The organism is Nocardia sp. NPDC055321 (assembly GCF_053645575.1).
Window position 1 is genome coordinate 56,859 of record NZ_JBSHMS010000019.1, and the last position, 24,794, is coordinate 81,652.

The 24,794-nt window shown below is 68.2% G+C and carries 30 protein-coding genes; 14 read left to right on the forward strand and 16 right to left on the reverse strand.

Annotated elements, in window-relative coordinates; translation table 11 throughout:
- Positions 1 to 48: 48 nt before the first annotated feature.
- The 4 genes from ACWIGI_RS28390 to ACWIGI_RS28405 form a co-directional block, all read right to left on the reverse strand.
- The gene (locus ACWIGI_RS28390) at positions 49 to 1,038 is read right to left on the reverse strand and encodes a TAXI family TRAP transporter solute-binding subunit (RefSeq protein WP_454205545.1); all 990 of its coding nucleotides are present in this window, start codon (positions 1,036 to 1,038) and stop codon (positions 49 to 51) included.
- On the reverse strand, positions 1,035 to 3,290 hold the full coding sequence (locus ACWIGI_RS28395) for a TRAP transporter permease (RefSeq protein WP_454205546.1): 2,256 nt from the start codon (positions 3,288 to 3,290) through the stop codon (positions 1,035 to 1,037). Before ACWIGI_RS28395 ends, ACWIGI_RS28390 begins: the two co-directional genes overlap by 4 nt.
- Positions 3,291 to 3,416: 126 nt before the next feature.
- Entirely contained in the window at positions 3,417 to 3,629 is a 213-nt protein-coding gene (locus tag ACWIGI_RS28400; protein ID WP_454205547.1) for a tautomerase family protein, read from the reverse strand.
- A gap of 26 nt (positions 3,630 to 3,655) precedes the next feature.
- Positions 3,656 to 4,396: an SDR family NAD(P)-dependent oxidoreductase gene (locus ACWIGI_RS28405; RefSeq protein ID WP_454205548.1), complete on the reverse strand. Its 741-nt coding sequence runs from the start codon at positions 4,394 to 4,396 to the stop codon at positions 3,656 to 3,658.
- 113 nt (positions 4,397 to 4,509) lie between these two features.
- On the opposite strand from ACWIGI_RS28405, the gene ACWIGI_RS28410 reads away from it, so the two are divergent.
- From ACWIGI_RS28410 to ACWIGI_RS28425, 4 genes are all read left to right on the forward strand, one after another.
- Positions 4,510 to 5,409: a LysR family transcriptional regulator gene (locus tag ACWIGI_RS28410; RefSeq protein WP_454205549.1), complete on the forward strand. Its 900-nt coding sequence runs from the start codon at positions 4,510 to 4,512 to the stop codon at positions 5,407 to 5,409.
- A 91-nt stretch (positions 5,410 to 5,500) separates the two neighbouring features.
- The gene (locus tag ACWIGI_RS28415; protein WP_454205550.1) at positions 5,501 to 7,288 is read left to right on the forward strand and encodes a lipase family protein; all 1,788 of its coding nucleotides are present in this window, start codon (positions 5,501 to 5,503) and stop codon (positions 7,286 to 7,288) included.
- Between the two features lie 89 nt (positions 7,289 to 7,377).
- On the forward strand, positions 7,378 to 7,653 hold the full coding sequence (locus tag ACWIGI_RS28420) for a hypothetical protein (protein ID WP_454205551.1): 276 nt from the start codon (positions 7,378 to 7,380) through the stop codon (positions 7,651 to 7,653).
- Complete coding sequence (locus ACWIGI_RS28425; RefSeq protein WP_454205552.1) at positions 7,653 to 7,982, forward strand: hypothetical protein; 330 nt, start codon at positions 7,653 to 7,655, stop codon at positions 7,980 to 7,982. Before ACWIGI_RS28420 ends, ACWIGI_RS28425 begins: the two co-directional genes overlap by 1 nt.
- A 30-nt stretch (positions 7,983 to 8,012) precedes the next feature.
- Here ACWIGI_RS28425 and ACWIGI_RS28430 read toward each other — a convergent pair whose 3' ends face one another.
- Genes ACWIGI_RS28430 through ACWIGI_RS28440 form a run of 3 tightly spaced genes read right to left on the reverse strand, consistent with a single transcriptional unit; the run spans position 8,013 to position 9,403 of the window.
- Complete coding sequence (locus ACWIGI_RS28430; protein ID WP_454205553.1) at positions 8,013 to 8,429, reverse strand: hypothetical protein; 417 nt, start codon at positions 8,427 to 8,429, stop codon at positions 8,013 to 8,015.
- On the reverse strand, positions 8,426 to 8,686 hold the full coding sequence (locus tag ACWIGI_RS28435; protein ID WP_454205554.1) for a hypothetical protein: 261 nt from the start codon (positions 8,684 to 8,686) through the stop codon (positions 8,426 to 8,428). The genes ACWIGI_RS28430 and ACWIGI_RS28435 overlap by 4 nt, the downstream gene beginning before the upstream one ends.
- A 54-nt stretch (positions 8,687 to 8,740) precedes the next feature.
- Entirely contained in the window at positions 8,741 to 9,403 is a 663-nt protein-coding gene (locus tag ACWIGI_RS28440) for a TetR/AcrR family transcriptional regulator (RefSeq protein WP_454205555.1), read from the reverse strand.
- Positions 9,404 to 9,554: 151 nt separating this feature from the next.
- On the opposite strand from ACWIGI_RS28440, the gene ACWIGI_RS28445 reads away from it, so the two are divergent.
- Both ACWIGI_RS28445 and ACWIGI_RS28450 read left to right on the forward strand, forming a co-directional pair.
- Entirely contained in the window at positions 9,555 to 11,126 is a 1,572-nt protein-coding gene (locus ACWIGI_RS28445) for a succinic semialdehyde dehydrogenase (RefSeq protein WP_454205556.1), read from the forward strand.
- Between the two features lie 35 nt (positions 11,127 to 11,161).
- Positions 11,162 to 11,986 (forward strand): SDR family NAD(P)-dependent oxidoreductase, encoded by an 825-nt coding sequence (locus ACWIGI_RS28450; protein ID WP_454205557.1) that lies wholly within the window; start codon positions 11,162 to 11,164, stop codon positions 11,984 to 11,986.
- A gap of 71 nt (positions 11,987 to 12,057) precedes the next feature.
- On the opposite strand, the gene ACWIGI_RS28455 is transcribed toward ACWIGI_RS28450, so the two are convergent.
- The 3 genes from ACWIGI_RS28455 to ACWIGI_RS28465 all read right to left on the reverse strand — a co-directional run bounded on the left by ACWIGI_RS28455 (position 12,058) and on the right by ACWIGI_RS28465 (position 14,899).
- Positions 12,058 to 12,771 carry an HAD family hydrolase gene (locus ACWIGI_RS28455; RefSeq protein WP_454205558.1) on the reverse strand — a complete coding sequence of 238 codons (714 nt, stop codon included), beginning with the start codon at positions 12,769 to 12,771 and terminating at the stop codon, positions 12,058 to 12,060.
- A gap of 250 nt (positions 12,772 to 13,021) precedes the next feature.
- Positions 13,022 to 13,975 (reverse strand): putative protein N(5)-glutamine methyltransferase, encoded by a 954-nt coding sequence (locus tag ACWIGI_RS28460; RefSeq protein WP_454205559.1) that lies wholly within the window; start codon positions 13,973 to 13,975, stop codon positions 13,022 to 13,024.
- 63 nt (positions 13,976 to 14,038) lie between these two features.
- Positions 14,039 to 14,899: an ElyC/SanA/YdcF family protein gene (locus ACWIGI_RS28465; RefSeq protein WP_454205560.1), complete on the reverse strand. Its 861-nt coding sequence runs from the start codon at positions 14,897 to 14,899 to the stop codon at positions 14,039 to 14,041.
- 248 nt (positions 14,900 to 15,147) lie between these two features.
- On the opposite strand from ACWIGI_RS28465, the gene ACWIGI_RS28470 reads away from it, so the two are divergent.
- Entirely contained in the window at positions 15,148 to 15,999 is an 852-nt protein-coding gene (locus ACWIGI_RS28470) for a bifunctional 5,10-methylenetetrahydrofolate dehydrogenase/5,10-methenyltetrahydrofolate cyclohydrolase (protein ID WP_454205561.1), read from the forward strand.
- Positions 16,000 to 16,111: 112 nt separating this feature from the next.
- Here ACWIGI_RS28470 and ACWIGI_RS28475 read toward each other — a convergent pair whose 3' ends face one another.
- The 5 genes from ACWIGI_RS28475 to ACWIGI_RS28495 form a co-directional block, all read right to left on the reverse strand.
- Positions 16,112 to 16,864, reverse strand: coding sequence for a L,D-transpeptidase (locus tag ACWIGI_RS28475; RefSeq protein WP_454205562.1), 753 nt, complete (start codon positions 16,862 to 16,864; stop codon positions 16,112 to 16,114).
- 555 nt (positions 16,865 to 17,419) lie between these two features.
- A complete protein-coding gene (locus ACWIGI_RS28480) occupies positions 17,420 to 18,070 on the reverse strand; it encodes a cyclodeaminase/cyclohydrolase family protein (RefSeq protein ID WP_454205563.1) in 651 nt (216 codons plus the stop codon).
- Between the two features lie 227 nt (positions 18,071 to 18,297).
- Entirely contained in the window at positions 18,298 to 19,422 is a 1,125-nt protein-coding gene (locus tag ACWIGI_RS28485; RefSeq protein WP_454205564.1) for a hypothetical protein, read from the reverse strand.
- Positions 19,423 to 19,437: 15 nt separating this feature from the next.
- On the reverse strand, positions 19,438 to 19,584 hold the full coding sequence (locus tag ACWIGI_RS28490) for a hypothetical protein (protein WP_454205565.1): 147 nt from the start codon (positions 19,582 to 19,584) through the stop codon (positions 19,438 to 19,440).
- A 3-nt stretch (positions 19,585 to 19,587) separates the two neighbouring features.
- Complete coding sequence (locus ACWIGI_RS28495; protein WP_454205566.1) at positions 19,588 to 19,806, reverse strand: helix-turn-helix transcriptional regulator; 219 nt, start codon at positions 19,804 to 19,806, stop codon at positions 19,588 to 19,590.
- An 868-nt stretch (positions 19,807 to 20,674) separates the two neighbouring features.
- Here ACWIGI_RS28495 and ACWIGI_RS28500 point away from each other — a divergent pair.
- A complete protein-coding gene (locus tag ACWIGI_RS28500) occupies positions 20,675 to 21,199 on the forward strand; it encodes a hypothetical protein (protein WP_454205567.1) in 525 nt (174 codons plus the stop codon).
- Between the two features lie 4 nt (positions 21,200 to 21,203).
- Here ACWIGI_RS28500 and ACWIGI_RS28505 read toward each other — a convergent pair whose 3' ends face one another.
- Positions 21,204 to 21,554 (reverse strand): hypothetical protein, encoded by a 351-nt coding sequence (locus ACWIGI_RS28505; protein ID WP_454205568.1) that lies wholly within the window; start codon positions 21,552 to 21,554, stop codon positions 21,204 to 21,206.
- 473 nt (positions 21,555 to 22,027) lie between these two features.
- On the opposite strand from ACWIGI_RS28505, the gene ACWIGI_RS28510 reads away from it, so the two are divergent.
- The 6 genes from ACWIGI_RS28510 (at position 22,028) to ACWIGI_RS28535 (ending at position 24,763) form a co-directional block, all read left to right on the forward strand.
- On the forward strand, positions 22,028 to 22,192 hold the full coding sequence (locus ACWIGI_RS28510; RefSeq protein WP_454205569.1) for a hypothetical protein: 165 nt from the start codon (positions 22,028 to 22,030) through the stop codon (positions 22,190 to 22,192).
- Positions 22,189 to 23,076 carry a YqaJ viral recombinase family protein gene (locus tag ACWIGI_RS28515; RefSeq protein WP_454205570.1) on the forward strand — a complete coding sequence of 296 codons (888 nt, stop codon included), beginning with the start codon at positions 22,189 to 22,191 and terminating at the stop codon, positions 23,074 to 23,076. The genes ACWIGI_RS28510 and ACWIGI_RS28515 overlap by 4 nt, the downstream gene beginning before the upstream one ends.
- Entirely contained in the window at positions 23,073 to 23,222 is a 150-nt protein-coding gene (locus ACWIGI_RS28520; RefSeq protein WP_454205571.1) for a hypothetical protein, read from the forward strand. Before ACWIGI_RS28515 ends, ACWIGI_RS28520 begins: the two co-directional genes overlap by 4 nt.
- 52 nt (positions 23,223 to 23,274) lie before the next feature.
- Positions 23,275 to 23,445, forward strand: coding sequence for a hypothetical protein (locus ACWIGI_RS28525; protein ID WP_454205572.1), 171 nt, complete (start codon positions 23,275 to 23,277; stop codon positions 23,443 to 23,445).
- Positions 23,409 to 23,894 carry a hypothetical protein gene (locus tag ACWIGI_RS28530; protein WP_454205573.1) on the forward strand — a complete coding sequence of 162 codons (486 nt, stop codon included), beginning with the start codon at positions 23,409 to 23,411 and terminating at the stop codon, positions 23,892 to 23,894. Before ACWIGI_RS28525 ends, ACWIGI_RS28530 begins: the two co-directional genes overlap by 37 nt.
- A 155-nt stretch (positions 23,895 to 24,049) precedes the next feature.
- Entirely contained in the window at positions 24,050 to 24,763 is a 714-nt protein-coding gene (locus ACWIGI_RS28535; protein ID WP_454205574.1) for a hypothetical protein, read from the forward strand.
- Positions 24,764 to 24,794: the final 31 nt, after the last annotated feature.

The following is a 24,794-nucleotide window of genomic DNA, read 5'->3' on the forward strand; positions in this document are numbered from 1 at the left end:
CCGCGCGCGTGGTGAGCCCCGGCCGTAAGGAATCGGCGCACGGCATCACTACTTCAGTGCGTGCTCCGCGCCGCGGTGGAGCTCGACGGGGGCGGTGTTCCGGGCGGCGGAGCGGTCGATACCCTTCGCGGCCGGATTCGCCTGTTCCAGTTGGGGTTTGCGATCGAACAGGACGTTCGTCAGGGCGCAGGCGAGGTTCGCGTCGAGGTCGGACCGGACCAGCAGGAGGTTCGGGACGACTATCGTTTGTACATCGTTGGGGAGGGAGTAGGTTGCGGCGGGGATCGTGCCTGCCTCGTAGACCGGGTTCACCTTGCGCATCGGGTCGAGCAGGCTCGCTATGTCCAGGAAGCGGACCTTGTCCTTCGCGGTCGTGAACAGGTCGGTGATGCCGGGGGTCGGCAGGCCGCCGGACCAGAACATGGCGTCGATCGAGCCGTCCTTCAGGCCGTCGACCGTCTTGGCCAGATCCAGGCGCTGGGCCGCGACGTCGGACTCGGGATTCAGGCCGGCGGCGGTCAGCAGGCGCTGGGCGATGACCTCGGTGCCGGACTTCGGGGACCCGGTCGACACGCGCTTGCCGCGCATGTCGGCCACGGACGCGATGCCGGCGTCCGCGCGCACGATCACCTGGGTGTAATTGGTGTAGATGCGCGAAAGAGCGCGCACCGGTTGCTTGTCGGTGAAGCCGCCCGTGCCCAGCACCGCGTCGGCGGCGCTGTCCGCGAGCGAGAACGCCACCTGATAGTTCCCCGACACCAGCTGCTGAATGTTCTGCACCGATGCGCCGGTCTCGGCGGCGGTGGCCTTGACCTTGCCGCCCGTGGCCTCGGAAATCTGTTGCGCGTAAGCGTTTCCGAGCGCGAAGTACACCCCGGTCGCGTTGCCGGTCGCGATGCCGACCCGGGTGTCCTGACCGACCTCGCACGTCACCGCGCCCCCGGTATCGGCCTGCGGCGCGTCCTGGCGCCCACCGCATCCGGTGAGCGCGGCCGCCGCCAGCACCGCCGCCACGGCGATCGTTCCGAACCTCGTCATGGTGTGCCCTCGAGTTCTGCCTGTGGCGGAACCGCTTCCGCCGGAGTGGAATCCCGGTCGCGCCGGGTCATACGGGTGAGTAGCCAGGCCACCGCGAGCAGCGCGAGCCCGATGCCGAGACTGACCACGTTCGGATACAGCAGCACCACGCCCGCCGCGGCCGCCAGCGCCCGCGCCGGTCTGCCCGCCGCGCCCGCGCCGAAGATCCAGCCGCCCGTCGCCATGGCCAGCGCCGCCACCCCGACAGCGACCATCAGACCCGTCGCGATGATCTCCAGGATCGGCCCGCGACCCAGCAGCCGCTCACCGGACCCGGTGAGCACGAACACCAGCGGCACCAGGAACGCCGGCAGGGCGTAGCGCAGCGTCTGCCACATCGTCGCCATGGCCCGCCCGCCCGTCACCGCGGCCGCGCCCACCGCCGCCAGCGCGGTCGGCGGGGTGACCTCGGAGAGCACCGAGTAGTAGAAGACGAACATGGCGGTCGCGGGCGGCGACACCCCCAGCGCGAGCAGCGCCGGGCCGATGATCACCCAGCCGATCACGAACGACGCCGTCACCGGGATGGCGAGACCGAGCAGCGCGAGCGCCACTGCCGCCAGCAGAACCGTGCACGTCAGCACGACGGTCGCGTTGTCCGACACCGCCGACGCCGCCCGCACCAGCACCGCCGCGAGCTGCGCGCCCAACCCGGTCTTGGTGGTCATGGAGGTGATGACGCCCGCCGCCGCGCACACCGCTACGACGGGCAGGGCCGCGCGAATACCGCGGGACAGCGCCGTCAGCGCGCCGATCACGAAGTCACGAGCGGTCGAGTGTCCCGCCGCCTCGGGTGTCCCGTGATGCACGGCCGGATCGGGTTCGCGCGCCGAATCATCCGCGGCGTTGGCGCGCGGCGGGCCCGCCGATTCCACCGCGTCGGCCCCACCCGGAGTCACCCGATCGGTCACCGTCCCCGGCACCGTCGCACCCGAATGACGCCGCCGCGCAGCCCGATCGGCGATCGCCAGTACGAAGGCGAGCGCGGCGGCGTAGGCGACCGCCCGCGTCGCGCTGATCCCGGCCAGCAGCAAACCCATGATCGCGATCAGCGACAGGAAGTGATACCCGAACCGCCCCAGCAGCTTCCACGCCGACACCCGGGCCTCCGTGAGCGGCGGGACCGCACCGGACCGGGCGTGGAACCGCCGCGCGTCGATCTCCACCGCGAGCAGAATGCCCAGGTAGTACAGGATCGTCGGAATCGTCGCCCACACCAGCACGGTGAGATACGAAACCTCCAGGTACTCCGCCACGATGAACGCCGCGACCCCCAGCGTCGGCGGGGACAGGATCGCGCCGACCCCCGCCGCGGCGAGCATGCCGCCCGCCTGTTCCGGGGCGTACCCGGCGCGCCGGAGAATTGGCCACGTCACCGCGCCGGTGCTCACGGCCGTGGCGGTGCCCGACCCCGACACCGTGCCCAGCAGGAACCCCGAGGTCACCGCCGTCCGCCCGGCCGCGCTGTTCGAGCGCCGGAACGCCGCGACCGACAAATCGACGAAAAAGCGTGCCGCACCGGAGAATTCGAGCACGGCGCCGTAGATCGTGAACAACACGATGTAGCTCGCCGCCACATCCAGCGGCGTGCCGTAGAAACCGCTCGCGGAGTTGTAGAGCGCGTCCACGATCTGCGCGAAATCCAGTCCGGCATGCGCGACGGACCAGTGCTGGGGGAGCAGCCCGCCGTAATACCCGTACGCCAGGAACAGCGCGCACACCACCGGCAGCACCCAGCCCGTCGTGCGCCGGCAGGCCTCGAGCACCAGCAGCAGCACCACCGCCCCCATGCCGACATCGACCGGATCCAGCAGACCCTGCCGGTCCAGGAACGCGTCGTACCCGCCGCCGCCCGAGCCGATCCGCACCGGCAGCACCGGGTACAGGCACACCAGCGCCGCCAGCGCCGCCAGCGCCCAATCCAGCGGCGCCGGACCGTCTTCGCGGTCGAGCGCCCGCAGCCGCCACCCCGACCGATAGCTCAGGAAGACCAGCGGCAGCGTGCACGCCAGGAAGATGACCAGGTAGTACTGACTGCCCTGCGGCAGCGGGCGGAACACCTGCCACAGCGCGAACACCGCGATCGCCAGCGCGCACGCCGACACGAACGCCGCCGCCCGCCCGGACAGCACCCGTGCGGGTCGCTCGTCATCGTCCACGCCCAGGTCGGCCGGCGTCGCGAGCTCCGGACTGCTATCGCGCGTGGCCGACATGGGCGCGACCATATCAACGGGCGGTATGTTTCGCAGCGCCTTGACGATCGGTGTCGTCGATCTTCGCAATCGGTGCCGACCGCGCCGAATGTCGGTTCCCCGCTGCGGGTTCGGCGGGCCCGGCGCTCAGCGCTGCGTCGCCCGGGCCGCGCGGTAGTCCGCCACCGGCAGCCCGCCCACACCCCAATCCTCCAGCGCCACCTCGTCGATCACCACGAAGGTGGTGTTCGGGTCCTTGTCGAGCACGTCCACCAGCACATCGGTCATCCGCCGGATGATCTCGGCCTTCTGCGGGCCGGTCACGCCCTCGCGGGTGACCTTCACATTGACGTACGGCATGTCGTTTCCTTTCGAGAAGAGAGTGATCACCGACGGGCGGTGACGTAGCCGCCGTCGGAATTGATGCGCACGCCGGTCGCGAACTCGGCGTCGGTGAGGTGCAGGACCGACGACGCGATCTCCTCGGCCTCGGCGATCCGGTTCAGCACCGCGAGCGCGGCCAGATCCTCGGACCCGTTGGCCGCGTGCAACGGCGTGCGCACGATGCCCGGCGCGACCTCGTTGACCCGAATGCCGTAGGGCGCCAACTCCGCCGACAGCGCCACGGTCAGCGCCCGCACCCCGCCCTTGGACGCGAGCGCGGCACTGGCGGGCAGCCCGCCGAGGGCGTGCGAGAGCAGCACCGTGGTGATGTTGACGATGGCGCCCCCGCGCCCCTGCTCGACCAGCTGCCGGGCGACGGCCTGGGTGACCAGATACGTGCCGCGCAGGTTGCCGTCGAGGAAGCCGTCGAGTTCCTCGAGCCGCACGTCCAGAAGCGGTGTGGCGCCGAAGGTCCCGGCGTTGTTCACCAGGATGTCGACCGACCCGAACGCCTCGACCGCGGCCTCGACCAGCGCCGGGCCGGTCGCCGGATCGCCGATGTCGCCCACGACGGCCCGGGTGCGCGCGCCGCCGTCCAGCCGCTCGACCGCGGCCCGCAGTTTGTCCGCGTCGCGGCCGCCGATCACCACGTTGTCACCACGCGCGACCATGGCCGCCGCCACCGCGTAGCCGATACCGCTCGATCCGCCGGTGACGATAGCGGTACGTGAATCCCTCGTCATATCGACCTCTTTCGTCTCGCCGGTCCCGCTGGACCTGCTTCGCTATCGAGGATCGCCCGCGGTCGATATATAAGTCCAAGACGCAATACTGTGCCCAACGCTAAGCTGAGCTTATGGATCTGGATGTCCGCGACCTGGAACTGCTCGACGCGCTGGCCACCGGCGGCACGCTGGCGCAGGCCGCCGATCGGCTCTTCGTGAGCCAGCCCGCGCTGAGTCAGCGCCTGCTCAAGATGGAGGAGCGGCTCGGCACCGCGCTCTTCGACCGCGTCGGGCGCAGGCTGGTACCGAACCTCGCCGGAAAAGGCTTGCTGCCGAGGGCATCTCGAATCCTGGCCGATCTCTCTGCTGCCGAACGAGAGGTGCGCCAGGTCGCCCGGTACGGCGACCGGCACGTCCGCCTGGCCACCCAGTGCGCGACCACGTTCTCCTGGCTCACCCCGCTCATGCGCGAGCTGCGCGTCGGGCGCCCGGACGCCTCGGTTCGCATTCGCGACATCGCCGACGACGATCCGCTCGACGCGCTGCTCACCCAGCGCATCGATGTCGCCATCGTCACCAAACTCGGCCCGAGCGCCGCCCACGTGCGCCTGACGCACCTGATGGACGACGAGATGGTCGTGGTCGTGCCGTCCGATCACCGCTGGGCGGCCCGCAAGTACCTGACCGCACGGGACTTCACCGGCGAGACCCTGATCCTGCACGACAGCTACGACCAGTCCCGTCCCCATCCCGCCCCGCTGCCGCTGCCGCCCGGCGCGCGCCCGGCCGAGGTGACGATCGTGCCCATGGTGACCGAACTGCTCATCGAACTCGTCGCCAACGGCGAGGGTGTGGGCGTCATACCCTCGTGGGTCGCAACGCCTTTCGTGCAGCGAGGGGATGTCGTCCCCGTGCGCATGGGTGCGCGCGGCGACATCCGGCCCTGGTTCGCCGGGGTCCGCCCCGACGAGGACCGCCCGCACATCCTGGACTTCATCACCTTGCTGACCGCGCACTTCGCCGCCCTCTGAACGGGTCGCGGGACACGGTTCGCGGGTAGCCCGGCCCCGACGGCGGTGTGTGCCAGTATTTCCCGATGCTGGAAATGTGCTGGGTGCGGGTATGACGCGCGGCGGTCTGGCCGGTCGGTCCCGGGCGATCACCGCTTTCCTGTCCGGGTTGCCGCGCTGGGCGGGGCTGCTGCTGGGCGTGATCGCGGTGCTCGTCGGCGCGATTCTTGTTGTGCGCCCGCTGACGTCGTTGACGGTGCTGGCGCTGCTGATCGCCTGCGGCGCCCTCGTCACCGGCGTCGGTGAGGTGCTCGGCAACCGGGAACACTCGGCCTGGGACGCGATGCTGGCCCTGGCCTGGGTTGCTCTGGGTGTGCTGATTCTCGTCGCCTGCGGCGTGGCGATCGAGTTGATCGCGCCGATCGTCGCGATCGCCCTGGTCGTCGGCGGTGTGCTGCGTCTGCTGCGTGCCCGCCGCGGCGCCACCTCGGTGCGATGGACCGCGCTGCTGCTCGGCGTCGCCGAGATCGTCCTGGGTGTCGTGGCGCTGCGATGGCCCGACGTCACGCTGCTGATCGTCGCCGTGCTGTTCGGCATCCGGACCGTCGGCTTCGGCGTCTCGATGGTGTGGGCGGCGGTAACCGGCGGCCGCGCAACGACTTCCGAGGCATCCGGGCGTCGAGCGCGCTGGGGCGCGGCCGGCCGGGTGGTGGCCGCCGCGACCGCGCTGCTGATCGCCGTGGCGGCCGCGGTCACCAGCGCGCACCTGCGTGCGGGCACACCGCGGGTCGATGCCTTCTACACCGCGCCGGCGGAAATCCCCGCGGCCGCCGGGACACTGCTGCGGGCCGAGCCCTTCACTCGCGACGTTCCCGGCGCCGCTCGCGCCTGGCGCATCCTGTACACCACCACCCTGGACACCGGGCGGCCCGCGCTGTCGAGCGGCATCGTGGTGGTACCGGAACGCGAAGCCGCCGAACCGTTTCCGGTGATCGCCTGGGCGCACGGCACCACCGGATACGCGCGACCCTGCGCCCCGAGTCTCGCCACGCACCCGTTCGAATCGGGCGCGCTGCCCGCGCTGGAGCAGATCATCGAATCCGGCTGGGCCCTGGTCGCCACGGACTACATCGGGCTCGGCACCGAGGGCTCACACCCCTACCTCATCGGGCAGGGCGAAGGCCGTTCGGTGCTGGACGCGGTCCGGGCGGCCCGTCAGCTCACCGAGACTCGGCTGGCCGACCGCACCGTGGTGTGGGGCCATTCGCAGGGCGGCCACGCCGCGCTCTGGGCCGGCCTGCTCGCGCCCGGCTACGCACCGGACGCCGGGGTGATCGGCGTCGCCGCACTGGCTCCGGCCAGTGACGCGGTCGGACTGGTCTCGCGCCTGCCCGAGATCACCGGGGGCAGCGTGTTCGCCTCCTACGTGGTGGCGGCCTACACCGCGCACTATCCCGACGTGCGGTTCGACGCCTACATCGACCCGGCCGCCCGGACCCTCGTGCGGCAGATGAGCGAGCGCTGCCTCGCCGAACCCGGTGTGCTCGTCTCGGTGTTGTCGGCGTTGTCGCTGGAGAAGGACCGCCCGATCTTCGCCACCGACCCGCTGACCGGTCCGCTGGGAGTCCGTCTGCGCGAGAACATTCCGGCGGGTGCGCTCACCGTTCCGATTCTGCTGGCTCAGGGCGCGGCCGACACCCTCGTCGATCCCGGTGTGCAATCCCTCTATGCCACAACACGATGTGTCGACGGCTGGAATCTGGACTATCGCACCTACCCGGGCCGCGACCACGTCGGTGTGGTCGCCGCCGATTCGCCGCTGGTTCCGGACCTGCTCGGGTGGACACAGCAGCGCCTGTCGAATCTGCCCCAGCAACCCGCCTGCCCGCCGCCCGCGTGACCGCCGACCGTCGTTGCCGGCCGTCCGTGCGGTGCCTCCCTCGCCGGTATGCGGTGTCACCTGGCGTAATACATGCGTAGTATGGCGGAATGGGGTTTGATTGGGCTGATTGGGCGCTGGCACACCTGATCGGCATCGATCCCCAGGAAGTACGCCAGGTCCTGGCCGCCGCGCGGCGGTGGCCGCGCACGGCGCACGATGGACATGTCGAGGTGCTCAGCATTTGGGGGCGCGCGGCGAGCGGGCGACCGCTGATCATCGTGACCAGGCAGACCGACCAGTGGACGTGGATGATTGTCGGCGCCCGCGAAATGCACGACGATGAGCTGAAAGCCTTCGAACAGTGGGAGAAGGAGAGCCGGTGATGAGCGAGAACTTCCCGAACACCCCGGAGGAGACGACCGCATTCCTGGATCGCCTCGTCTTCAGTGACGACCCGGTCCCGGCCGACCGGGTTCCCCCGCGCCTGCAGCCGGACGACGACATCATGGTCACGACGTCGATCCGCCTCCCCCTGGCCCTGCACGGCCGCCTCAAACAACTCGCCGAGGAACGCCGGATAGGCGTCTCGACCCTCCTGCGCGAATGGGCCGAGGCCGCCGTGTCCGACCTCGACGACGAGAATCAGATGATCTCCCTCGCCGAGGCGAAACGCGCCCTCTCCCGCGTACACCCCATCCACCGCGCCAGCTGAATCACTCACGCCCGTCCGGGGTTTCGACGGTCAGTCGTCGGCGAACTCGACGATGTTGATCCGGAACGGCAGACTGCGCTCCGCGTCCGCCCAGCGGGAGCGATCGGTGGTGATGATCTCCCAGTCGAGGTAGAGCGCGACCGCGACGGTGTGCGCGGCCGAGATGTCGATCGGCTCGCTCGCCGCCGCCTGGACATCGGCGAGTTCACTGGCGTCGTCGGTGGTGGCGAGCGCTGTCACCTGAATCGAATCGAGGTTGTCGATCGCGCCGTTGACCTGTGCGCGTTGATCCTCGGAGAGCCCGACCAAACCGGTGGCGAGGGCCAGGATCGGTACCGCGACGCGTACTTCGCGGCTGTCCAGGACCGCGATCAGGTTGGAAACGTTCGAATCACCGTGGGCGTAAGCGGAAATGACCGTGTCATCGAGAACGTAGCCGACGCTCACTCGTGTGCCTCCCGGCGCTGTGCGAGCCGATCGACAAGCATGTCCGCCTGCCGCTCCGCCCAGGCCACCGCGCGCGTATCGGTGCGATCGCGTGCGATGCGGTTCTCCCACGCGAGTCGATTGCGGGTCTGGGTCGACTTGTAATGGCTGATGAGCCGGGAGATCACCGCGTCGAGGGACTCGTTGGGCTTGGCCAATGTCTGTAGCTCGTCACGGGTGGCGGGGCGGGTTGTGATCGTGGTCTTGTTCTCGGCCATGCCTGCAAGCATAGAGGTAATGCTTCAAGCATTACCTGCATTTCGGCTTATGTTTCAGTCGGCGAAGAGGGTGGGGATCGTCAGGGCGTACTCGACGTCCTCGCGGCGGCCGAGGGTCACCAGGACGCTGCGGATCATCGTCAGGCGGGCCGCGGCGATCGTCTCGGGGGAGGGTTCGCCAGTCGCGGAGATCCGGTAGACCACGTACTCGCAGGTGTGCAGGGCGGTGTCCAGGTCCAGGGGGGACGGGACCGGGCGGCCGAGGTCGGTGAACTTGGCTCGGACCAGAGCCCGGATGTCTTCCAGGGCGGACTCGCGGTAGCTCGAGACGGGGGAGCCGGGGTCGTAGAGCTCGGCGAACAGGGGCGACAGCATCGGGCCGTGGCCGCCGGCCCAGTAGAGATACGCCTCGATCATGTTGATGCCCAGCTCGACCGGAACCTCGGTGCGTTCCAGGGCCGAACGGATGCCGCCGACCAGATCCTCGTTCGAGACCGTGAGCACCGCGTGCAGCGGTTCCACCGCGTTGGCGAAATAGCGATAGAAGGTCGGGCGGGCCAGGCCCGCGGCCTCGATGATGCGAGCCACGCTCAGCCCGCGCGAACCGTGCTGGGCGAAGACCTCCGCGGTGGCCAGGATGATCCGGGCGCGGACCTGGTCGGCCTGCTCCTCGGTCTGCGGCGGGCGGCCGCGCCGGGTGGGCGAGGCGGCGGTCACGGTCGCGGACCCGTACCGGAGGGGCGCGTGATCGGCGCGAGGCTTGACATGGGGTGCGTCACAGCTATTAATCTAACACTAGTGTTCACCTAACATTGGTGTTCAGAAAATAGCGGGCCGTCGCCCGCCACACGCCTAGAGAGGGCGACCAATGACGACTGCCCCGCAGCTCGCCACCGCCGATGCGCTGCCGTTCGACCTGGTCCAGCGACTGCTCGGCCACGCCGTCGCCGGCGGCGCGCCCGCGGTCGAGGTCTTCGCACCGGCAACCGGCCGCAAGATCGCCGACCTGCCGCAGTCCTCGGTCGCCGACGTGGAGACCGCGTTCGCGACCGCGCGCCGCGTACAGGCCGAGTGGGCCCGGACTCCGATCGAGGAGCGCGTGGCCGTGCTGCGCCGCGTGCACGATCTGGTGCTGGCCGAACAGGACACCATCCTGGACATCGTGCAGACCGAGACCGGCAAATCCCGCGTGCACGCCTTCGACGAGGTCTCCGACGTCGCGGTCAACACCCGCTACTACGCCGCCGAGGGCAAACGCATTCTGGCGCACCGCAAGCCGCGCGGCGTCATGCCGGTGCTGACCCAGGTCGAGGTGCGCAACCGGCCCAAGGGCGTCGTCGCGGTCATCTCGCCGTGGAACTACCCGCTCGCCCTCGGCGCCTCCGACGCGCTGCCCGCGCTGCTCGCCGGCAACGCCGTCGTCGGCCGCCCCGACAACCAGACCGCGCTGACCCTGCTCTGGGCCATCGACATCGCCGAGCGCGCCGGCCTGCCCAAGGGTCTGTGGCAGGCGGTCCTGGGCCGCGGCGCCACCCTCGGCCCCGAGGTCATCGCCCGCGCCGACTACGTCGACTACACCGGCTCCAGCGCCACCGGCCGCACCATCGCCCAGCAGGCGGGCGAGCGGCTCATCGGCTACTCCCTGGAACTGGGCGGTAAGAATCCGCTGCTGGTACTGGGCGACGCCGACGTCTCGGCCGCCGCCAAGATCGCGGTCCGCGCCTGCTTCGCCTCGGCCGGCCAGCTGTGCGAGTCGATCGAGCGCATCTACGTACACGCCGCCGTGTACGACCGATTCGTCAGCGAATTCGTCGCCAACACGAAGAAACTCGAACTCGGTAAGGCCCTGGACTTCGGCTACGAGATCGGCTCGCTCACCTTCCCGCGCCAGATCGATACCGTCAGCGCGCACGTCGACGACGCCGTCGCCAAGGGCGCGACCGTGCTCGCCGGCGGCAAGGCCCGCCCGGACCTGGGCCCGTACTTCTACGAGCCCACGATCCTCGCCGATGTGCGTGAGGGCATGACCGTCTACCGCGAGGAGACGTTCGGCCCGGTCGTGTCGATCTACAAGGTCACCAGCGACGACGACGCCGTCACCCAGGCCAACGACACCCCCTACGGGCTCAACGCCAGCGTGTGGAGCCGCGACACCGAGCACGGCCGCGCCGTCGCCGCGCGCATCAACGCCGGTTCGGTGAACGTCAACGAGGGCTTCATCGCGGCCTGGGGCTCGATCGCCGCCCCGTCGGGCGGGCTGGGCATCTCGGGCACCGGCCGCCGGCACGGTCCCGAGGGGCTGCTCAAGTACATCGACACCCAGACCATCGCGGTGCAGCGCGTGCTGCCGATCGCGCCGCTGCCCGGTATGTCCGAGCAGCTGTGGGCCAAGACCATGACACTCTACCTGGGTGTCATGAAGAGCTTGCGGCAGAAGTAATCCGGCGAGAATTTCAGACAGGGGAGCGGCAGGGCATGAAGAACGTAGCGGGCAAGAAGGTTTTGGTCACCGGCGCCGCGATGGGGCTGGGCAAGTCCTTCGCCGAGCACGCGGTGCGCGAGCGGGCCGCCGATGTGGTGCTGTGGGACATCAACGAGGTGGCGCTCAAGGCGACCGTCGCCGAGTTGACGGCCCTGGGCGGCAGTCGAATTCACAGCTACGTGGTCGACGTATCGGACCGTGACGCCATCGCCGAGGCGGGTGCGGCGGTGCGCGGCGAGGTCGGCGACATCGACGTGCTGGTGAACAACGCGGGCATCGTGCGCGGCAACAGCTACTTCTGGGAAACCGAGAATCGCGCCGACATCGACAAGACGATGGCGATCAATTCCCTTGCCCCCATGTACATCACGCTCGAGTTCCTGCCGGCCATGGTGGCGGGTACCGGTGAGGCGCGCGTACTGAACATCGCGTCGTCGGCGGCTCTGGTGTCCAATCCGCGCATGAGCGTGTACGCGGCGTCCAAGTGGGCGGCGCTGGGTTGGTCGGATTCGGTGCGCATCGAGCTCGAGCAGGCCGGCAAGACACACGTCAAGTTCACCACGGTGTGCCCGACGTACATCAACACGGGAATGTTCGACGGCGCCAAGGGATTCTGGTTCACCCCGATTCTGGAGCAGGACCACGTGGTGGACACCTCGTGGGAGGAGATGAAGAAGGGCTCGGCGCTGGTGGTCATGCCGTGGACCTCGCGCATGAACCGCGCGATCTCCGGCCTGCTGCCGCTCAAGGTGCGCGACTTCTACCTCAACACGGTCGGCGTCTACCACTCGATGGACGAATTCACCGGCCGCAAGTAGGGATTCGACGCGACGCCCGTCCCCGGTGAGCGCCGGGGACGGGCCGTCGGCGTTCGCGTGCACACCGACGGTCAGGTGGTGAGCATGCCGAAACCCTCGGCGGCAGCCAGTTCGGTCAGCGAGCGGATGACGGTGATGCCGTCTCCTGAAACTCCCGTGCCCGTGCGGTCGAGCCAGAACGCGCGCAGGCCCGCGTCCCGCGCGCCGATACCGTCGGTGTCGTACCGGTCGCCGACGTAGGCCACCTGCTCCGGCGGCAGCCCGAGCATCTCGCAGCCCGCCAGGAATATCGCCGATTCCGGCTTGGCCGAACCGAATTCGGCCGAGCACAGCACCGCGTCCCCGAAATGCCCGTGCAATCCCACGGCCCGCAGCTTGCCCAGCTGATGCGCGCGCGAGGAGTTCGAGATCACCCCGAGCGCACTGCGCCCGCCCAGCGTGGTGAGCGCGGCCGCGACCTCGGCGAACGCCACCCAGTTGGTGTCGCGCCGCGCCGCGTATCCCGCGAACCACGCCGCGTGGTCGTCGACCTCCGCCCCGATGCGCGCCAGGAATCGCTCGGTCCGCAGCAGCTGCTGCCCGTGAAAGGTGAGCTCCCCGGCCAGGAATCGCGGATACTCCTGCTCCTCGAGCTCGCGCCACAGCGCGACCGCCGCGTCCTCGGAGTCGAACCGCTCGAGCAGACCCTCGGCCCGCAGGTGCCGCAGGATCCCCACCCGAGCCGTGGCCGAGTAGTCGATCAGCGTGTCGTCGACGTCGAAGAGAACCCCGCGAATACCCACCATCCCAAGCTACCTCCCCGCCCACTCTCCCACCCGCCCCGCCACTCCTGCCCACCCTGCCCGGTCGGAGCGAATTCCCCTCGGCAGGTGGTGAACAGCAATCGAGTGGCTAGTGAAGTTGCGGTGTCCGCTCGCAACGTGCCGCGGCGGCGGCCGTTCTGGATCCGGATCGGCGGTGCCGCAGCCTGAGCTGGTCATTGGCCGCCCGCGTCGGAGGCCGATCCAGCCGCAGCCCTTCACCGCTGCCCGCTGATCAGGCCGGGCGGGTGCCGATCACGACGGTCGCGCCGCGTTCCTCGTCCTCGGCGACGCGGGCGGTCAGGCCGGCGGCGCGCATGATCGCGGCGGCGGGCTCGGCCTGGGCCTCGGACTCCTCGACCAGGAGGTGGCCGCCGGGGGCGAGCCAGCGGGGGGCCTGCGCGGCGATGCGGCGCAGCAGGTCGAGGCCGTCGGGGCCGCCGTCGAGGGTTACGCGGGGCTCGTGGTCGCGGGCCTCGGGGGGCATCGTCGCGATCTCGGCGGAGGGGACGTAGGGGGTGTTGGCCAGGAGGATGTGGATGTGGCCCGCCAGGGCTGCGGGCAGGGGCTCGAACAGGTCGCCTCGGTAGACGGGGAAGTCGTACGGGGCGAGATTTCGGCGGGCGTAGTCGACGGCGTGGGGCTCTATGTCGGAAGCGGTCAACTTCGCTCGGATACCATGCGCGGCGAGATCGACCGCCAGCGACAGGCCCAACGCGCCACTGCCGCAGCACATATCGACGACGACGGGATCGATACGCGGGCCTCGGCCGAACAGACACAATGCCGGAATCAGATCCTCGTCCCGCACGATCTCGTCGGCGGGTCGGCCCATCTCGATCTGCATGTCCACCCAATCCTGCAGGGTGGGCCGTGCGGGTTCGGAGGGAGTCTCCCGGCTCCATTTCTCGACCAGTTCCCGAGCCAACGCCACCGCTTCCTCCACCAGGAACGCCGTGCGCTGCCGAGGCACGAACACCTCGGGGCCGACCGCTACGCGCAGGCCGCGGAACTCGGTCCAGCCGAGCAGATGTTCGAGGGGTGAGCCCGCTACGCGTTGGGCGACAAGGGTTTCCAGGTGGGCGGGGTCGGTCGCCGCTTCCAGCAGGAGGGCGGCCTCGTCTTCGGCGAAGACGCATCCGGCCGCGCGCAGGCGGTGGACCAGGGTGTCGAGGTCGGGCGCGGTCACCGGGCCATTATCGACGCCGGGCCCGCGTCGAATCGACGCGGGCCCGGCGGGCGGAACGAAGACTCAGCGCTCGGAGGGCAGGCGCATCGTCCGGGTGACATCGAGGTAGATTCCGCGCTGGCTGCTGCGCGCGGGCGGGGGCAGCTGGGAGACCAGCTGCTCGAGCGAGGTGGTCGCGCCGACGACCGGGATCCCGGCGACGATGAAATCGGCCACCGCGCGGCGAATGTGGTTGGGGGAGGTCACCACGATGGCGCTGGTCGCGCCCGCCTCACGCAGCATCGCCGCACCGTAGAGCGCGTTCTGCACGGTCGAGCCCGCCCGGTGATCGGTCAGGATCCGGCTCGCCGGAATGCCGCGCCCGATCAGCCAGCCCTCCATGGCGGCGGCCTCGGTGATCCCGTTCTGCGGGTTGCCGCCGGTCACCAGGATCGGCGACATCGGCGAGGCGATGGCCTGCAACCACGCGGCCTGCATGCGGTTCACCAGTTCCGGGCGCATGCTGCCGTCCGGCAGCAGCCCGTAGCCCAGCACCGCGATGCCGGTGCCCGGTCCGGCGATGGCCGGAATCGGATTGGGCAGCGTGCCCACGGCCGAGCCGATCGCGTGGAAGACGTGGCGGGTCCGCCCGGCCAGCTCCGGGTCGATGGCGGTCAGCCGGTTCAGCGCGACTTCGCGGGTGATCAGATCCCCGGCGTAGTCCGACCAGATGGCCTGCAGCGACAGCGCGTGCGCGTCATCGGGGGATTCGGCGAGCAACTGCCGCAGATCCGCCAGACCCGCGGCGTCGTCACCGTCGAGGAAGTTGTCCTGTGCCGAGTTGTAGAGGTGCCCCGGGTCCGCGTACGCGGTGCCGGGTGCGAACAGGGTCAGGGCGGCGGCCGCCGCTACGAGCAGGGTGGGGATACGCCTGGCGATCTGCACTGCTGTCGACCTTTCCGAGAGACGGTCACGCATGCTTTCCGAGCGGTTCGTACCTTTGCTGAATAGTGGCTCGGTTCCGATTGGGACACGATACGGCTGGCGCGGGCCGTTGTCGGGGATTTGCCATAGAGAAATTGCAGGTTTGAGCGGACCTGTTACCGGCAACGCGCGCAGGCGCGCGGAAATCAACTCGAGTCGCCCAAAGGCGCGTGCGGCCCGTGTCGGCGGGCGGGTTAAGGTGTTGTTCCGTGGACACGACTTCGCTCATCGGCAAGGAACTCGCCGCCGCCATCAACGCCGACACCAAACAGCGCGCCGCCGCGCGCGCCGCGACCGGATCCGCTCCGCGCCTGGCCCTGGTGATCGCCAATGACGATCCGGCCAGCGCCTGGTACGTGAAGTCGCTCAACCGCGCCGCCGAACGCAACGGAATCGTCTGCGAGAACGTGGATCTCGGTGTCGAGGCCACGGGCGAGGAAATTCGCGCCAAGCTCGCCGAACTCTCCGCCGACGCCACGGTGGACGCGATCATGCTGCAGACCCCGCTGCCCAAGGGCGTCGGCCTGGACGATGTGAGCCTGTCCATCGCCGCGGCCAAGGATGTGGACGGGGTCAGCCCGCTCTCGCTCGGCCTGCTCGCCTCCGGCCTGCCCGGCTTCCCGCCCGCCACCTCCGAGGCCGTGGTGGAACTGGCCAAGTTCCACGGAATCGCCCTGGAGGGAACGCATGTCGCGGTCGTCGGCCGCTCGAACGTGGTCGGCAAGCCGCTCGCCCAGCTGCTGCTGGCCGAGAACGCGACGGTCACCGTCGCCCACTCGCGCACCCGCGACCTGCCCGCCATCACCTCGGCCGCCGACATCGTGGTCGCCGCGGTCGGCCGCGCGGGCCTGATCACCGCCGATCACGTGCGCGCGGGCGCGACGGTCATCGACGTGGGCACCAACGAGGACGAGAACGGCAACATCACCGGTGATGTGAACGCGGAGTCGGTGCTCGGCAAAGCCGGTGCGCTGAGCCCGGTTCCGGGCGGTGTCGGCCCGGTCACCACCGCGCTGCTCATGCGCCACGTGGTGCAGGCGGCGGAGAACGCGAACGCCTGAGTCTCGTGCCCGGCGGCCCCAGGTCGACGACGGGCACTCCGCCCGTACACGCCGAACGGTGCGGGATTCTCGCGAATCCCGCACCGTCGCTGTGTCTTCCGGAGTGCGCCCCTTACCAGTGCACGGTCACCGGATCGCCGATACCGACGTTGTTGTAGAACCACTCGGCGTCACCGGGCGCCAGGTTGATACAGCCGTGGCTCACGTTGGCGTAGCCCTGTGAATCCACCGACCAGGGCGCGGAGTGGACGAAAACACCACCCCAGGTGAGCCTTTCGGCGAACTCGCCCTCGATCAGGTACCCCTCAGCGGAATTGAGCGGAATGCCGATGGTGCGCGAGTCGAAGGTCACCGAGCGGAAGCGCTCGAGCACCGGGAACGTGCCGACCGGGGTCTCCCAGCCGGGTTTGCCCATGGAGGCGGGCATGGTGCGCACCGGGACGCCGCCGATGAAGACGGTGAAGGTGTGCGCCGACATGTCGGCATCGGCGCTCACGCCGCCGTTGGTTTCGAATTGGGTGTGCAGGCGCCCCACCGACACCGTGATCGGCGATGAGGTGGGCAGGTATCCGGCCGACGTCCATTGCAGCTGTCGGTCGTCTACCCAGGAGAAGTTGCCCGCCAAGGTGGTGCCGGCGCGAATGTTCACTGCCCGCTCGGCGCGGGCGCGATCTTTCACGGGTTCGGCGAACCGCACGTTCACGGGTGCGGCAATTCCCACTGTCTGACCGGGCCCCGGCGTAATCGCCTGCACCGCCGGGAGATCGGGTGCCGATATCAGCACTGCCCCTGCGGCTCCGGACCCGAACGCGGCGGCCGCCGCCACTACGGTTGCGACGAACATGAGACGAATCGCGTTCCGCATGGTTCCATCCCTTCGCACAGGGGTGTGGTCCTGGACGCTCAGCCTATGACCGATTCGCCCTCGCCGTACGGAAACGTTCCCGCTTCGTGACCTACGCATCGGCGTGGACGATGGACGAAAACCCGCTGCTCTAGTAGTGATTCCCCACTCTGACGAGGGGTATTGGGACGAATGTGCCGATTTCCCGCCCACCCGCGCCCGGCGTGGCGACCCGCGTGCGCCACACGGAATTCACACCGTGTCAACGCCACTGCCGCGCTCGGCGCCGGGATCCCCGGCCGCTTCGATCGGGTAGCCGCTGCGGTCGGGCCTGCCCCGGAATCCGACCCGTGTGTCGTTCCTGCCGTGCCCCGGCCGTGCCCGTGACAGTGCCCGCCCGTGCTCGGCCTCTGCGGCCGTGCGAGAGTCGTGGTCGCGCACAGCCCGGATCGTCGCGAGAGCCGGCGACCTCGCGTCGGCCGAGGTGACGGCGCCGGTGAAATTCGCGGGCCTGTCCCGAACGCGCGAGAGCCCCGTCCGGGTCGGGACGGGGCTCTCGGTGACGGCGCGCGATCCTCAGCCCGTGATGGCCGCGACCACGTCGTTGTGCAGGGCGTCAGCGCGGGCGATGACCTCGTCGATCTGCTTCAGCACCGGCGCGAACTCGGCGCCCGCGACCCCGTCCAGGGAGGCCACGTTGATCGCGATGTTCAGCTGGGAGCTGGCCGCGGCGGCGCGGGCGGCGTCGGCGGCCGCGCCGATGTCGGTGACCACGTTGGGGTTGCCGATCGGCAGCAGCTCGGTGGCCAGGGAGACGACCTCGTCAGCAGCGGCGACCACCGCGGCCGGGACGCGTGCGGCCTCGAGCAGCGCGGCGGTGATGGCCTCGGCGCGGCTGGCCTTGTCCGCCTCGGACTCCTTCGCCAGCTTGTAGGCGTTTCCGACCGCGGTGAAGGCGGCGGCGTCCGCGTCGGCCAATGCGAGCGCGCGTTCGCGGGCGGTGTCGGCGGCGGCGATGATGCGGTCGACGACCGGGCGGTTGTCGGCGTCCTTGGCGCGGGTGGTGTAGCGCGCGACCATGGCCACCAGGGCGGCGCCCTGGGCGGCGTGCAGCGCAGCGACCGCGCCGCCGCCGGGTGCGGGCACCTTCGCGGCCAAGTCCTCCAGGTAGGCCTGCAATGTCGAATCACCGAAGCCGGTGCCGGCCTGCGTGGCGTCCTGCGTCATGAGGAATGACCTCCCTTGGGATGGCGGGTGTTTCGCGCGCGAGACACGCACGTTGTCGCCGCTCACGGTACCGGTTCGCGACATCGGCCCCGACTCCGGCAGCCCCGGCCGATGTGAACCGGGAATCGCATGGTGAGTAATGTCCCGGCTATGCGTATCGGATTGTCGATACGCTAACCTGCGAAAACACGCGCAGGTCAGAGCCCTATAGCGCCTCTGAAACCGGACTAATCTCCGCTCGATTCCCAACTCTCTCCCGGAATCTGCGGATTCAACGCCTCCAGCTCATCCGCGTTATCCACCACCGTCATCCGCTTGCGACCATGATCGATGTAGTGTCGCTGCGCCATCGACAGTTTGCCCTCGGTGCGCCCCAACTGCGCACTCACCCGCTCATCGTCCTCGGTCACCACCGCCACATGGGTCGCGACCGTGTCCCGCAGATCCGACAACCGGAACCCCGGCACTGGCCCACCCCGGCGCACCCGGAACGCCAACTGCCGCGCCGTCGGCACACTCACCCACGCCTTCGAGCCTTGAACGATCGGCAGATCCAACGACGCAGGCTTCACTCGGCGCTTCTCCGCCTCCAACTCCGTGGCCAACCACGCGGGCAACGCGACCCGATAGGGATTGCCGGACTTGCGATCCTCGTGCCGGTACGGCTCGACACCCGGATGCCAGCACACCGTGGCCGCTACATACAGCACGGTCCTGGTCGACTCGTCATCAAGGGTGTGAACGCTGAGATCGGACCACCTGACCGCCAACGCCTCGCCAGGGCGAACTCCCGTGCCCAGAAGCAGCAGGTACAGAATCGGCAAATAGGAAGTGTTCGCCGGCGTCCTGAGGATCTGCTCGAACATCGCACACTGCGCCGGCTTGTCCATCGGCCGCGGAACCGTGGCTCTGAGGGTGGGCCGCGGAACGTGCGGCATCGGATTGTTCGCCGCGGTGATACCGCGGCCCTGGATCGCGAGCCGGTACGCCTGGCAGAGCAGCTGATAGTGTTTCTCGGCTCGCGTCGGCGCCGACTCGGCTACCTCGTCGAGATAGTCGGTGATATCGGCGACGTCGGCGGACTCGGCGATCGACAGGTTCCCCATCTCGGTTTCGAGCTTGAACGCGTCCGGATTCGGGTTGTGCCGCACCCTGTTCGTGGACTCATAGATCATCCGATAGTTGTTGTCGTAGGAGTCCCGCGACATGGTGCCAGCCTCGACACGCGCCTTCCACTGCTTGTCGAGCTCAGCGAAGACCAGACTCATCGAATCGGTGGGGGAGAACTGGACGCGACGGCTGGTGCGCTTGCGTTTGGTGTTCTTGCGGATGTTGATCTCGAAGCGGCGCATCCACTCGTCGACGCACTACTTCTTCGTGCGGCCCTTCGCGGACGTGCGTACTTCCTCGCCTGTCAGCGCGCGGTGGCGGACGCGATCGAGCATCCAGCCACCCTTCGGGTTTCGGACAGGTATCAGGTCGTCCTTGTCCGGCAGCTCGCCTGGTTCGTTCATGTCTCACGCCACCTGTTGCGGGCTCGTCAGCCGGCCGCCTTCCCACGCGATGACGTCGACGAGCCGGTAGCGAACCCGTCCACCGAACCGGCTGAAGGGCGGCCCGATTCGTGGTGTGGTCGAAGCCCAGTTGCGAAGTGTCTTCTCCGAGAAGCCTGTTCGTGCGGCGAGCTGTGCTCGCGTCAGCCAGACTGCGCCTGGGGCGACTTGGCGATGGTTCATCGTTTCTCCTGCTGTCAGACCGCTGGATTGGCATCTGGCTCACTTGAGGGCATGCACCCGGTCTCCCGGTGCGTCGCGGAGCTGCACGCACTCACTGTAGCGTATAAACTACATTGATGTGTGCACGATGGGCTGGTCGCCGGGGTTGTAGGGTCGTTGCTCCGAGAGGTTCGCGCGGGCAATAGTGCACCCGGTGCCGTTATTTGCGTATACGCACATTGCGCATACGCACCCGCTTCCTTCGTTCTATCGAGCCATTTTCGGAACCGCCCGGACGTGGATAACGATTCGGTGCGATGTGTGAATCCACGCCTGTGATTGCCTGCCGATTGCTTCCTTTGTGAACCATCTGGAAGCATTCGCACCCCGTACCCTCAGAAGATTTTAGAGGATTGCGCGGAAACGCTGAGCTATCCGATTGCTAGTGCATCCGGGGCGCCGGCTCCAGCCTTCGAGAATGGGGTGCAACATTCGTGACCCGCTGACCGATGCGGGAGTGTGCCTGAACGTCGCTGCGACATTCGGGCATGCCGCGTGCATCGGATGGTCGGGTTGTTGCTCCGGCTTCTGTCGAGGGGCCAAGTCGCTCCGTATTGCGGGTCGATACGGATGTGTCCGTGCAGCTCGGGGAGGGTCTGGCGCCTCCCGATTCGTGCCTCTTGAGACGCGCGAGCGGGTTGCTGCGCGACGCAGCCGACTGTGCGCGGCGAACGGGGTGACATCGGCCGGCCTGCAGGGCAAACAACGGCCAGCTATCGGGGCTCATTGCCGGCCTACCGGAGATCCTGCCCCACAAACCAGTGATGACACCCTCCTGAGTGAGCCCGGGGCGGTGCCGCGATCACACATGTCCATAAAGGGGAAAAGGATGGCGAAACCCGACTACTGCGATGTCTACTTCAGCGGCATTGCAGGCGATGAAGCCCACGTGCAGGACCTGCACGCACTCGGGATCACCATGCTCCCACCACGAGGTACGGCCTGTTACTGGCCGGACAAGACCGGGCTGTGGAAGGAAATTGGTCGCGTCGTCGTATGGGCAGTCGACGGCGCAATCCAGCTCTTCCCCTACGAAGACCTCGAAGACTACGAAGAAAATGCCCTTCGCGGAGCAGGCTGGGCAGCCTGGGAAAAACGCCCCCACGGGCGCCACCCCGAAGGCTGGTGGCGCGGCGTGAGCCGACACCACGGCACCTTCTACGAGCACGCCCTGCACATTCGGGCGAGCGTCGGCGACCCCCTGGCTCGCACGATCTGGGCGATACGTACCGCCCGGACCTTCGCCGGCTGGCAGGACCGCCAGTTTCGCGCACACTACAACGACGTGCACGTCAGGGATCGCGAGCTGAGCACGAGTCCGCAGACCACGCCTTTCCGCGGTGTCGACTGCTGAACCGTCAGCGACGGCCGGTTGCCACCCGCCTCGCTTTCACGACTTTCGGGGGAGCGTCGGCGGGATCGGCATCCTGGGGAGCATCGACTGGATCGTCGGGGAGTCGGCTGCTCAGTTCGGCCAGGAGCTGTGCATTGGTCAGCTTGCCCGCATCGACCGGCGGTGCGCTGTAACGCAATTCCTCCTCGGTGGCATAGCCGGCCCGAGTGAGAACTTCTGAGATCGGCCGATTGAAGACCTTCGCGACGTTGCGAATCGAGTCCCGATCCGGGATGCTCGTCGCGCCGTCCTTGAGCCACAGGCCAGGGGTGGACCTGGCAACGCCCAGCGCTTCCGCGAGCTGGGCGTTGCTCATTTTGTGAAGCTCCATGAGCAGGGCTATATAGCGACCCCACTCCTGCGCGGCTTCGGCTTTGGTACTAGTCGGCGTCACCGGACACCCTTTCGTGTTCGGCCCGGCCCTGGTTCAAGGCCTAGCTCTCTGGTGGCCTAAGCCTATCGGGTGACGCATGGATAACACACTGTCTAGTGGGCGCTCCGGGCGCGCCGCCGCGCCTCACTTGCGCCTTCATGCAGGTCGTGACGGCTCTGTCCGTCTTTGTGACGCTTTCCTGCGGATTCGGTCTCGACAAGGTTGCGTAGTCATCACTCGCAGGCGTAGTGTGTAGTGTACACACTACAACAACTCGTACGCACTACAAGCACTCGCGCTGCCTCACTCTCCACCTAGCTCTCTGGCCTGCTGGAAAACGAGAGACGCCCGCCCTCCACTGGCATGGAAGACGGGCCGAGCAGCCACGACCAAACCCAAGCGAAAGGAACCGTGGCATGCCCATACCCGATGCTACTGCACCCACCGCACAACCCGAACATCCACACCGCGACAACGCATTCCGCGGACTCGCCTACGCCATCGCCGCCGAACTCAGCATCATCGGATTCGGAGCCCTCCTCGGCACCGTCGCATGGCTGCTGGACTGGAGCCTCCTGTGAGAAGCCGTGCTCTGTGCCAACGACTTCCATCCACCCTCCACGGCGGCTCTGACTGGGCCGATTCCCGCCTCACCGTCTACCTGGACCTGCTCCAGGGCGCAGACGAATGGCATGCGGCGCGCCGCGGCATCGTCACCGCCTCCGCCATCGGCAACCTGATCACGACCCGTTCGCTGACCGCAATCGAATACGGCTGCCCCGCATGCGGCGCCGGCGCCAACCTGCCGTGCCGCAGCAAGGTCACCGCAGGCACGGCGATCAAGACCCTGCACTCCGAGCGCGCCGACGTCGCCCGAAACAACGCCGACGACACCGTGTTCGCGACCGCCAACAACGACACCAGCCGCGGCCTCACCGCACTGCTCGTCGCCGAACGCATCACCGGCTGGACCGACCCGACGTTCATGAGCGACGACATGATGCGGGGCATCGAGGACGAGCCCCGCGCCCGCGACACATACAGCGAGCACTACGCGCCCGTCCAAGAAGTCGGGTTCATGGTCCGCGAATACGGTGGCGTCCAAATCGGTTACTCCCCAGACGGACTCGTCGGCGCCGACGGATTGATCGAAGTCAAGTCACGGCGCCCGAAAATCCACGTCGAACACGTCCTGTCAGGTCGACCACCAGCCGAAGTCATGGCACAGCTGCAATGCGGACTGCTGGTGACCGGACGCCAGTGGATCGACTACATCAGCTTCTCAGGCGGCATGGCGCTGTGGGTCACGCGCGTGTACCCGGACCAGCGCTGGTTCGACGCCCTCCTCGCCGCTGTCGAAACCTTCGAAACCACTGCCATCGACATGATCCGGCGATACAACGCCGCCGTCGAGGGCCTGCCGATGACCGATCGAGTTCTCCCGGAAATGGACATGGTGCTGTGAACATCGAAGACACGCTCGCGCCGAAATCCGATCAAATCCAAGCCGATGATCTGATCGCCGGCCCGCGCACCGTAACCATCGAGAGCGTCTCGGCAGGTTCCGTCGAGCAGCCGGTCAACATCCACGTGCCTCGACAACGCCCATGACGCCGAAGGCGATGCTGTCGCCGCGGCCCGCCTGGCGTGGCGCCTGCCGCGCGTGTACCCCGCCATCGCCGGGCTGACCGCCGACCAGCTCATGGATTCCCAAGCCTCCTGGTACCGCGAACGCGCCTACAGCTTCATCGACTACCTCCGCCGAAAAGGTGAGCCGTTCAGCGACGTCTCCACCACGTGGCCTATCTACTCACCGAAAGCCGAAGCCGCATGAGCACAGCAGAGTTGTCGCCTACAGCCCGCACCAAGATCGCCGCCGGTTACAAACCAGTCGGCCCCGCGCGCGAACACCTGCGAGCGATCATCGCGACCGAGAAGGTGTCCTTCAACAAGCTCGCACAACACCTGCAATGGGCCTCCGCGACCTTATTGCGCATCCACGACGGAACCGCACAACTCATCCACCCCGTCCTCGAAACCCGGCTCCTCGCAGTCGAACTCGAGCAACTCCATCTGATCGTCCCGCAGCCCGAGACCGAGACCGACGAGGTCATGCTTCACCGCCTCGTCCACAACGACACGGTCGCGATCGTCGCCCGCGACAAACCCGTCTACGCCCGCGCGCTGCACAAGAAGCACGGCTGGACCAAGAACCAGATCTCGCGCCGGCTCGGCATGTCCTGGAGCAAAGTCAACGAAGCGCTGGTCGGCGGTGCGCAGTGACAACCGACGACACGACACGACAGCCCGTTGCACCCGCTTACCCGCGTGCACCATGGCGGCAAGCCACCGTAGGCAGACGGCGGTCTACCATCCCGCGGCTCGGCCGTTACAAGGCTGCCAAAGTCGCCAAGGTCCGTGCAGCCCGGGGCATCCCGATGTTCGTACCGATCGACGAACCCGACACTCTCCACCGCTGGGGCTTCAGCGACTTCGCAATCGCTGCAGTCGCCGGACTGGACCAGAAATCGGTTTGGAAGATCCGTCACCGAATCCACCAGACGGTCACCATCCAATGCGCGGCGCGAATTATGAGCGTCACCCATGTACCCCACCCCGCGCAATCGGGCATGAAAATGCCCAACATCGGCACCCGCAGACGCATCCAAGCGCTCCTCGCGATCGGGTGGACCCTCAGCGACCTCGGCAACCACGTAGGTGTAACCGGGGGCCAGTTCAGCCAATACACCGTCCGACGCTGGGTCCTCTACGAGACATGGGCGATGGTCCGCGACCTGTACGAATCTCTCTCAGGCACACCAGGCCCCAGCCGATACGGCGAGAAGCGCGCCCGAGGGCGAGGCCTCGCGACCCCACTGCAATGGGAAGGCGTCGACATCGATCACCCGGACGCGCCCCCTGACTCAGGGGCACAAGGCCGCGGCGGGGTTGACCACGTGCTGGTAGCGCGAATTCTGCGCGGTGAGCACCGCGGACGGATCGAGCCAGCAGAACGCAACGCCGTACTCGATCACGCGGTCGAAAACAGTTGGAGCGGAAAGCAGGTCGCGACCGCACTAAACGTCAGCCTCGACACCGCGCAGCACGCACCCCTGCGACGTCGGCGCAAGCACGCGCGCGACGCGGCCTGAACATCCTCATCGACAACGACAAGAGAGACTT